Below are 8,968 nucleotides of genomic sequence, written 5' to 3'. Positions count from 1 at the left end.
CACGGCGACGGTGGACGGCTACTACCGCTACTCCTTCGCGGGCACCTCCACGACCCCGGCGGTCAGCGCCACGGGCGACTACGTCGACGTGCAGTAGTAAGCAGTAGCAGTCCCATGGGGACGTAATCCGGTCGCAAAACTCGTAAAATCTTGCCGGATTACGTCTTCCACGTACAACCAGTCCCGCCCCTCGTGGATCTGATCACCGAGTCAACAGACTCCCTAGATCACTTGGGCCTCGCGCCCACTGTTCTCCACCTGGGGAATCCATGCGCATTCGTGCCACTGTGGCCGCCGTCTCCGGCGCCCTGGCCCTCTCCGCCCTCGCAGTCCCGGCCGCACAGGCCGTCGGCGACTCGGGCACCCCGTACACGCTGAACGCCGGCTTCTCGAACCTGTCGATCGCCAAGGCGGTCAAGGTCGGCACCACCAACGAGGTCAGCGTCAAGTACACGTACACGCTGACCCACGGCACCGACGTGGACATCACCGCGAAGGACTTCTACACGGACGCCTTCCTCTACAAGGGCTCCTACAGCGACTCGGCCCCCGAGCTGTACGGCGACGCCGACTCGGCGACCTGCACCGCCACCTCGTCGACCACCGCCACCTGCACGGGTTCCGTCGACATCTACCCGGCCGACGGCGACCTGAAGAGCGTCTGGGCCGGCAGCTGGAGCGTCGCCGCCGAGGCCGTCGCCTTCAACGGCCAGAGCCCGACCAACCCCGACCTGAGCAAGGTCGGCTACAAGGACCAGAGCGGCCTCGCCACCACCCTGGTCCAGCGCCTGTCCAAGCTGACGGTGAACGCGGCCCCGGAGCCGGTGAAGAAGGGCAAGACCATCACGGTCACCGGCTCCCTGACCCGCGCCAACTGGGACACCAACAAGTACTCCGGCTACGGCAGCCAGTCGGTCAAGCTGCAGTTCCGCAAGAAGAGCTCCAGCACCTACACCACGCTGAAGACCATCAAGTCCTCCTCCACGGGCGCCCTCAAGACCACGACCACGGCGACGGTGGACGGCTACTACCGCTACTCCTTCGCGGGCACCTCCACGACCCCGGCGGTCAGCGCCACGGGCGACTACGTCGACGTGCAGTAAGCCCCGTCAGTGCGGCTCGGCCCGCTTGGCCGAGCCGCACTGACCTAGTCGGGGAAGCGGTGCTCCACCCACTTCCAGGCGAACTCCAGCACGGCCGACGCCACCACGGCGATGCCGACGGCAGTCCACGGCATCGCCACCCCCACCAGCTTCAGCGCGAAGAAGCTCTGCAGCGCCGGTACCGCGAGGACGAACACGAACGCCACGCCCATCGAGACCACCAGGGCGACCCGCCACCAGGTGTACGGGCGGGCGATGATCGCCAGGACCCACATCGAGATCAGGAACAGGGTGAGGGTCGCGGCGCTGGTCTCGGCGTCCAGGGAGCCGGGGCCCGTGTAGTAGTGGCGGGCGAGCAGGTACGTCACGAAGGTCGCGGCACCGGCCAGCACTCCGCCCGGGATCGAGTAGCGCATCACGCGGCGCACGAAGTGCGGTCTGGCCCGTTCCTTGTTGGGGGCGAGGGCCAGGAAGAAGGCCGGGATGCCGATGGTGAGGGTGGACAGCAGGGTCAGGTGCCGGGGCAGGAAGGGGTATTCGACCTGGAAGCAGACCACGAGCACCGCGAGCAGCACCGAGTAGACCGTCTTGACCAGGAACAGGGTGGCGACCCGGGTGATGTTGCCGATCACCCGGCGCCCCTCGGCCACCACCGAGGGCAGCGTGGCGAAGCTGTTGTTGAGCAGGACGATCTGCGCGACCGCCCGGGTGGCCTCGGAGCCCGAGCCCATCGAGACACCGATGTCGGCGTCCTTGAGGGCGAGTACGTCGTTCACGCCGTCCCCGGTCATCGCGACGGTGTGCCCGCGTGACTGCAACGCCCCCACCATGTCCCGCTTCTGCTGCGGGGTGACCCGGCCGAAGACGGTGCCCTCGTCGAGGGCCTCGGCCATCTCGTCGGGCTCCGCGGGCAGCCGGCGCGCGTCCACCGTCGTACCGCTCAGGCCGAGCTTCGCGGCCACCGCACCGACCGACACCGCGTTGTCGCCGGAGATCACCTTCGCCCGGACCTCCTGGTCGGCGAAGTAGCGGAGCGTGTCGGCGGCGTCGGACCGCAGCCGCTGCTCCAGGACCACCAGGGCGGTGGGGCGGGCGCCCTCGGCCACCTTCGCGTGGTCCAGGTCCCGGGTGGTGCGGGCGAGCAGCAGCACCCGCAGCCCTTCCTCGTTGAGGCGCACGGTTTCGGCCAGCGCCGGGTCGCCGTCGGCGAGCAGCACGTCCGGCGCCCCCAGCAGCCAGGTGCTCAGCTCGCCGTCGCCCTCGCTGAAGGTCGCCCCGCTGTACTTGCGGGCGGAGGAGAAGGGCAGCGACTCCACGCACCGCCAGTCCTCGCTGTCCGGATAGGCGTCGATGATCGCCTGGAGGGAGGCGTTCGGGCGCGGGTCCGACTCGCCGAGCGAGCCCAGCACCTTGCGTACGTACGTCTCGTCGAACCCGTCCAGCGCCCGCAGGTCGGTGACGTCCATGCCGCCCTCGGTGAGCGTGCCGGTCTTGTCGAGGCAGACGGTGTCGACGCGGGCGAGGCCCTCGATCGCGGGGAGCTCCTGGACCAGGCACTGCTGGCGGCCCAGCCGGATCACGCCGATCGCGAAGGCGACGGAGGTGAGCAGGACGAGGCCCTCGGGGACCATCGGGACGATGCCGCCGACCGTGCGGGCGACGGCATCCTTGAGGCCGTTGTTCTTGACGACGAGCTGGGTGGCGACCAGGCCGATGGCGGCCGGGACCATCATCCACGTCACGTACTTGAGGATGGTCGAGATACCGGAGCGCAGCTCGGAGTGGACCAGCGTGAAACGGGAGGCCTCCTCGGCCAGCTGGGCCGCGTAAGCCTCCCGGCCGACCTTCGTGGCCGCGAACGCGCCGCCGCCGGCCACCACGAAACTCCCCGACATCACCTGGTCGCCGCGGTGTTTGACGACCGGGTCGGCCTCGCCGGTGAGCAGCGACTCGTCGATCTCCAGACCGTCGGCCTCGGCACATACCCCGTCCACGACGATCTTGTCGCCTGGGCCGATCTCTATGAGGTCGTCGAGCACGATCTCGCTGGTGCCCACCGCCACCGCGGCCCCGTCGCGGCGCACGGTCGGCCGCGCCTCGCCGATCACCGCGAGCGAGTCCAGGGTCTTCTTCGCCCGCCACTCCTGCACGATGCCGATGCCCGTGTTGGCGAGGATCACGAAGCCGAACAGGCTGTCCTGGATCGGCGCCACCACGAGCATGACCACCCACAGCACACCGATGATGGCGTTGAACCGGGTGAAGACGTTCGCGCGCACGATCTCGCCGAACGAGCGGCTGCTGCGCACCGGAATGTCGTTCACCTGGCCGCGCGCGATCCGTTCCGCGACCTCGGCGGTGGTCAGCCCGCTCGGCCGGGCCGGGGCCGGCAGCGGGACCGGATGCACAGGGTCGAGTTCCGCGCCCGCGTCGATGTGCGTCATACGTTCGACGGTACGTGCGGATTTGCGCGTTCACCTGCCGAGTGCCCGGAAGATCCGACCAGGGGAGGAGGGAAGTCGTGCCCTGGTTGTAGAGCGGCCCCGACGGCCTCCCCTACAGCGCGTGGGCCGCTTCCGCCCGCTTGATGGCCGCGTCCCGCTTCTTCACGTACCAGACGCCGATCAGCCCGAGACCGCCGCCGGCCAGGCAGGTCCACACCCACCAGGTGTGGCCGTGGTCGGCGTACCAGCCGTAGAAGGGGAGCTGGACCAGGAAGAGGACGAACCAGACGATCGTGCCGCCGACGATGGTCGGGACGACGGGGCCCTCCAGGGGCTCCGGTGCTTCGTGCTTGGGGGTCCACTTCGCCATGGTGCTCAGCTTACGCATCCCCGGGGTCTACGCGCGGAGATAGCGATCTGGAACTCATACGTTCATACTGAAACCGTTTGTGTCTGGCTACTTCTGATCGTAGGAACATCCAATGTCGACCCCGGCTCCCACTCAGGCCCCCGCCCCCGAACAGCCGGGTGCGACCCCCGCTTACGGCGCGCTCGACCGGTACTTCAAGATCTCCGAGCGGGGCAGCACCCTCGCCCGCGAGGTGCGCGGCGGCTTCGCCACGTTCTTCGCGATGGCGTACATCATCGTGCTGAACCCGATCATCCTCGGCAGCGCGAAGGACATGTACGGCCATCAGCTCGACAACGGTCAGCTGGTCACCGCCACCGTCGTCACCGCCGCCTTCACCACGCTGCTCATGGGTGTCATCGGCAACGTGCCGATCGCGCTCGCCGCCGGTCTCGGCGTGAACTCCGTCGTCGCCCTCCAGCTGGCGCCCCGGATGTCCTGGCCGGACGCGATGGGCATGGTGGTGCTGGCCGGCTTCATCGTGATGCTGCTGGTCGCCAGCGGCCTGCGCGAGCGCGTGATGAACGCCGTGCCCTACAGCCTGCGCAAGGCGATCTCGATCGGTATCGGCCTGTTCATCATGCTGATCGGCCTGGTGGACTCCGGCTTCGTCACCCGGATCCCGGACGTCGCCCAGACCACCGTCCCGCTCCAGCTCGGCACCGACGGTCACCTCAACGGATGGCCGGTCCTGGTCTTCGTGCTCGGCGTGCTGCTGACCCTCGGGCTGATCGTCCGCAAGGTCTCCGGCGCGATCCTGATCTCCATCGTCGCGATGACCGTGCTGGCGCTGATCATCAACTCCGTCGCCCATGTGGCGACCTGGGGCCTGACCGTCCCGAAGTGGCCCGGCAACCCCGTCTCCACCCCGGACTTCGGCCTGCTCGGCAAGGTCAGCCTCTTCGGCGGCTTCGGCAAGGTCGGCGTGCTGACCGGCATCCTCTTCGTCTTCACCGTCCTGCTGTCCTGCTTCTTCGACGCCATGGGCACGATCATGGGCGTCAGCGACGAGGCCAAGCTGACCGACGCCCAGGGCTACATGCCGGGCATCAACAAGGTCCTCTTCATCGACGGTGTCGCGGTGGCCGCCGGCGGCGCCAGCTCCTCCTCGGCCACCACCTGCTTCGTGGAGTCGACGGCGGGCGTCGGCGAGGGCGCGCGCACCGGCTTCGCCAACGTCGTCACCGGCGCGCTGTTCGCCGTGGCGCTGTTCCTGACCCCGGTCGCCACGATGGTCCCGTCCCAGGCGGCCACCCCGGCGCTGCTCGCGGTGGGCTTCCTGATCCTGGCCGGCTCGATCAAGGAGATCGACTGGGCCGACTACACCCTCGCGATCCCGGCCTTCGTGACCATGGTGATGATGCCGTTCACCTACTCGATCACGAACGGCATCGGCATGGGCTTCATCACCTTCGTGGTGCTGCGGCTGACCGCCGGCCGGGCCAGGGAGATCCCGGTCGCGATGTACGTGGTCGCGGCCGTGTTCGCCTTCTACTACCTGATGCCGGCGCTGGGTCTCACCTGATCCCGAGCCCGGTCCGGCCGGGGTCTCATGTGACCTTGACCTGATCGCCGTAGAACCTCTCCGTCTCCTCGACGGCGGCCGAGAACCGCTCGTCGAAGTCGTTGCGAATGAGCGTCCGGACCACGTAGTCCTGGACGCTCATTCCCCTTTTCGCCGCATGGTGCCGGAGCCGGTCGAGCAGCTCTTTGTCTATCCGCAGGCTGAGCACGCTGGTCCCCATGCATACGAGGGCGCCACATCCGGGCGCCCGATGCGTCACTTTCCGGATTCGGCTCACCCGTAAGGGTGACGCGAGGTTTTCTGGGGGAGACCCCCGGACCTCCGGAGTCAGTGGCCGAGGTCACGGGCGCACGGCGTGTCCCAGGTGGTCCTTAGGGAGGGTAATGAGTTACTCTAAGGACATGCCGGACCTTACCCATGGCGACGACGTGGCCGCCGTGAACTCCCTCCGCTCCGCCGTGATGCGACTCTCGCGACGGCTGAAGCACCAGCGGGTCGACGAGTCACTGAGCCCCACCGAGATGTCGGTGCTGGGCACCCTCTCCAACTGCGGCCAGGCCACCCCCGGTGAGCTGGCCCGCAAGGAGCATGTGCAGCCGCCCTCGATGACCCGCATCGTGGCGCTGCTCGAAGCCAAGGGACTGGTCCGTCTGGAGCCGCACCCCGAGGACCGGCGCCAGAAGGTCGTCACCAAGACCGAGCAGGCCGAGGCGATGCTCGAAGAGAGCCGCCGCAAGCGCAACGCGTTCCTGGCCGGCCTGGTCGACGGCCTCGACGAGGACGAATGGGCAAAGCTCCGCGCGGCCGCCCCCGTCCTGGAGAAGCTCGCTCACCTGTAAAACCCTTCAACGAGGAGGCGAACCCACTTTGAGTACGGGATCCGGAGCACCTTCCGCCCCCGCACCGACCGCCCCTACTACCCCCGCACCCCGCAGGTCCTCGATGTTCGGCTCGCTGAAGGTCAGGAACTACCGCCTGTTCTTCGCGGGCCAGGTCGTCTCCAACATCGGCACCTGGATGCAGCGCATCGCCCAGGACTGGCTGGTCCTCAGCCTCACCGGCTCCGCGACGGCCGTCGGCGTCACCACCGCCCTGCAGTTCCTGCCGATGCTGCTCTTCGGCCTCTACGGCGGAGTCCTCGTCGACCGGCTGAACAAGCGGCGCGCGCTCTTCGTCACCCAGACGTCCATGGCCCTCACCGGCATCGCGCTCGCGCTGCTGACCCTCTCCGGCCATGTGCACGTCTGGCACGTCTACCTCGCCGCCTTCGTCGTCGGTCTCGCCACGGTCGTCGACAACCCGGCCCGCCAGTCCTTCGTCTCCGAGATGGTCGGCCCGGACCAGCTGCAGAACGCGGTCAGCCTCAACTCCGCGAACTTCCAGTCGGCCCGCCTGGTCGGCCCCGCCGTCGCCGGCCTGATGATCACCGGCGTCGGCACCGGCTACGCCTTCCTCTTCAACGGCCTGTCCTTCGTCGCCCCCATCGCCGGCCTGCTGCTGATGCGCGCGCGTGACCTGCACGTCGTGCGGCGGGCGCCGAGAGGAAAGGGCCAGCTGCGGGAGGGCCTGCGCTATGTGGCCGGCCGCCCCGACCTGACGTGGACGATCATCCTGGTCGGCTTCATCGGCACCTTCGGCTTCAACTTCCCCGTCTACCTCTCCGCCTTCGCGGACGACGTCTTCCACGCGGGCGCCGGCTCCTACAGCCTCTTCAACACCCTGATGGCGGTCGGCTCCCTGGCCGGCGCCCTGCTCGCGGCCAGACGCGGCACGGCCAAGCTGCGGGTGATGCTCGCGGCGGCGGTGGCCTTCGGCGGACTGGAGCTGGTGGCCGCGACCGCACCCTCCCTCTGGCTGTTCTCGCTGCTCATGGTCCCGATCGGCATGTTCGGCATGACGGTCAACGTCACCGCCAACACCACCGTCCAGATGGGCACCGACCCGGCCATGCGCGGTCGGGTGATGGCCCTCTACATGATGGTGTTCATGGGCGGCTCCCCCATCGGCGCGCCCATCGCCGGCTGGATCACCGACGCGTACGGCGTCCGCGCCGGCCTGGCGGTGGGCGGTGCCATAGCCGCCGCGGCGGCCGTGGTGATCGGCCTGGTCCTGGCCCGCGTCGGCAACCTGCGCCTGTCGGTCGGCTGGTACGGCGGCCACCCGCGGGTGCGGTTCGTCCCGCGCGAGGAGCGGGAGGACCAGGAGGAGCTCGCCGCGGCCGCGTGAGACACGTACGGGTGCCGGCCCGGAGGGCGTACTACAGCCGCCGGGCCAGCACCTGTCCCGCCCAGCCGTTCCCGGCGGTGTAGGTCTCGGTGCGGACGAATCCGTTGCCCTCGTAGTAGCGGACCAGCTTGCCGTCGGCGCCCGCGTAGCAGTCCACCCGCAGCAGCGAGACCCCGGCCCGCCGGGTCTCCTCGGCGGCATGCGCCAGCAGCGCGCTGCCCGCGCCGTGGCCCTTGAACCGGCGGTCGGAGGCCAGCCAGTGGATGTACCGCTCGGGCTCACCGGGCGGCGGGAGATGCGACAGATAGGCGCCGGGCGCGTCGGTGACCGTGAGCGTGGCGGCCGGCACCCCGTCGGCCTCGGCGATGTAGGTCACCCCCTCGTCCATGTAGCGGACGACCGACTCCACCGTCTTCTGGTTATCCGACAGCGGCGTCGTCCCCCACTGCTCGGTCCGCCCCTGACCCACCAGCCACTCCACACAGCTGTCGAGCATGCCGAGTATCGCGGGAATGTCCTCCGGGCCGCCTTCTCTGATGGTGATCTGCATCTCCTCATGATGGCAGGCTGGTCCGCATGAGACTCTTCGCCGCCGTGCTGCCCCCGGCCGAGGTGGCCGCCGAACTCGCCGCCGAGGTCGACCGGTTGAAGCGGCTGCCGGGCGCGGACGCGCTGCGCTGGACCGGCCGCCCCGGCTGGCACTACACCCTGGCGTTCTACGGCGAGGTCGAGGACGGCCTCGTACCGGACCTGTCGGACCGGCTGGCCCGCGCGGCCCACCGCACGCCGCCCTTCCCGCTGTCCGTCGCGGGCGGCGGCCAGTTCGGCCACGGCCGGGCCGTGTGGGCGGGCGCCCGGGGGGACCTGGAGACCCTCCGGCTCCTCGCCGACCGCGCGGAGGCGGCGGCGCGGAAGGCGGGCGTACCGATGGGGGACCACCGCCGCTACAAGGCGCACCTGACGGTGGCGCGCAGCCGGGACGCGGTGGAGGCAGGGCCGTACGTCGAGCTGCTCGCACAGTTCGCGAGCCGGACCTGGACGGTGGAGGAGCTGACGCTGGTGCGCAGCAACCTGCCGACGTCCGGGGTGCCGGGGGAGCAGCCGCGGTACGAGGTGGTCGCCCGCTGGGGGCTCGCGGCGGGCGGTTAGGCTCGTTGCCGTGGACCCGAAGACCAGGAACCGGATCATGGCCGGTGCGCTTGTGCTGTTGTTCGTGGTGGTTGCCGTGGCCTCTGCCATGCGGTGAGTGGAAGAGGGCGAG

The 8,968-nt window shown here is 69.4% G+C and carries 9 protein-coding genes; 5 read left to right on the top strand and 4 right to left on the bottom strand.

Annotated elements, in window-relative coordinates; all coding sequences use genetic code 11:
- The first annotated feature begins 269 nt into the window (after positions 1–269).
- Positions 270–1,103 carry a hypothetical protein gene (locus tag ACZ5K7_RS10260; RefSeq protein ID WP_468912358.1) on the top strand — a complete coding sequence of 278 codons (834 nt, stop codon included), beginning with the start codon at positions 270–272 and terminating at the stop codon, positions 1,101–1,103.
- 44 nt (positions 1,104–1,147) lie between these two features.
- Here the strand turns inward: ACZ5K7_RS10260 and ACZ5K7_RS10255 are convergent, their stop codons facing one another.
- Positions 1,148–3,547 carry a cation-translocating P-type ATPase gene (locus ACZ5K7_RS10255; RefSeq protein WP_468912357.1) on the bottom strand — a complete coding sequence of 800 codons (2,400 nt, stop codon included), beginning with the start codon at positions 3,545–3,547 and terminating at the stop codon, positions 1,148–1,150.
- 112 nt (positions 3,548–3,659) lie between these two features.
- Positions 3,660–3,917, bottom strand: a complete 258-nt coding sequence (locus ACZ5K7_RS10250; RefSeq protein WP_351711456.1) for a DUF2530 domain-containing protein — start codon at positions 3,915–3,917, stop codon at positions 3,660–3,662.
- Positions 3,918–4,029: 112 nt separating this feature from the next.
- Here ACZ5K7_RS10250 and ACZ5K7_RS10245 point away from each other — a divergent pair, with 112 nt between their 5' ends.
- A complete protein-coding gene (locus ACZ5K7_RS10245; protein WP_351711432.1) occupies positions 4,030–5,481 on the top strand; it encodes an NCS2 family permease in 1,452 nt (483 codons plus the stop codon).
- Between the two features lie 25 nt (positions 5,482–5,506).
- Here the strand turns inward: ACZ5K7_RS10245 and ACZ5K7_RS10240 are convergent, their stop codons facing one another.
- Positions 5,507–5,701, bottom strand: coding sequence for a ribbon-helix-helix protein, CopG family (locus ACZ5K7_RS10240; protein ID WP_352223476.1), 195 nt, complete (start codon positions 5,699–5,701; stop codon positions 5,507–5,509).
- 181 nt (positions 5,702–5,882) lie between these two features.
- Here ACZ5K7_RS10240 and ACZ5K7_RS10235 point away from each other — a divergent pair, with 181 nt between their 5' ends.
- Together ACZ5K7_RS10235 and ACZ5K7_RS10230 are read left to right on the top strand one after the other, a co-directional pair.
- Positions 5,883–6,320 carry a MarR family winged helix-turn-helix transcriptional regulator gene (locus ACZ5K7_RS10235; RefSeq protein WP_351711436.1) on the top strand — a complete coding sequence of 146 codons (438 nt, stop codon included), beginning with the start codon at positions 5,883–5,885 and terminating at the stop codon, positions 6,318–6,320.
- Between the two features lie 28 nt (positions 6,321–6,348).
- The gene (locus ACZ5K7_RS10230) at positions 6,349–7,707 is read left to right on the top strand and encodes an MFS transporter (RefSeq protein WP_351711438.1); all 1,359 of its coding nucleotides are present in this window, start codon (positions 6,349–6,351) and stop codon (positions 7,705–7,707) included.
- 31 nt (positions 7,708–7,738) lie between these two features.
- Here ACZ5K7_RS10230 and ACZ5K7_RS10225 read toward each other — a convergent pair whose 3' ends face one another.
- Positions 7,739–8,257, bottom strand: coding sequence for a GNAT family N-acetyltransferase (locus ACZ5K7_RS10225; RefSeq protein ID WP_468912355.1), 519 nt, complete (start codon positions 8,255–8,257; stop codon positions 7,739–7,741).
- Between the two features lie 26 nt (positions 8,258–8,283).
- Here ACZ5K7_RS10225 and thpR point away from each other — a divergent pair, with 26 nt between their 5' ends.
- The gene (gene thpR, locus ACZ5K7_RS10220) at positions 8,284–8,856 is read left to right on the top strand and encodes an RNA 2',3'-cyclic phosphodiesterase (RefSeq protein ID WP_468912353.1); all 573 of its coding nucleotides are present in this window, start codon (positions 8,284–8,286) and stop codon (positions 8,854–8,856) included.
- Positions 8,857–8,968: the final 112 nt, after the last annotated feature.

This window comes from Streptomyces sp. NPDC031497, from assembly GCF_055580905.1.
The sequence above is the reverse complement of the archived record's forward strand: the minus strand, read 5'-3'. Positions and strand labels throughout refer to the sequence as shown.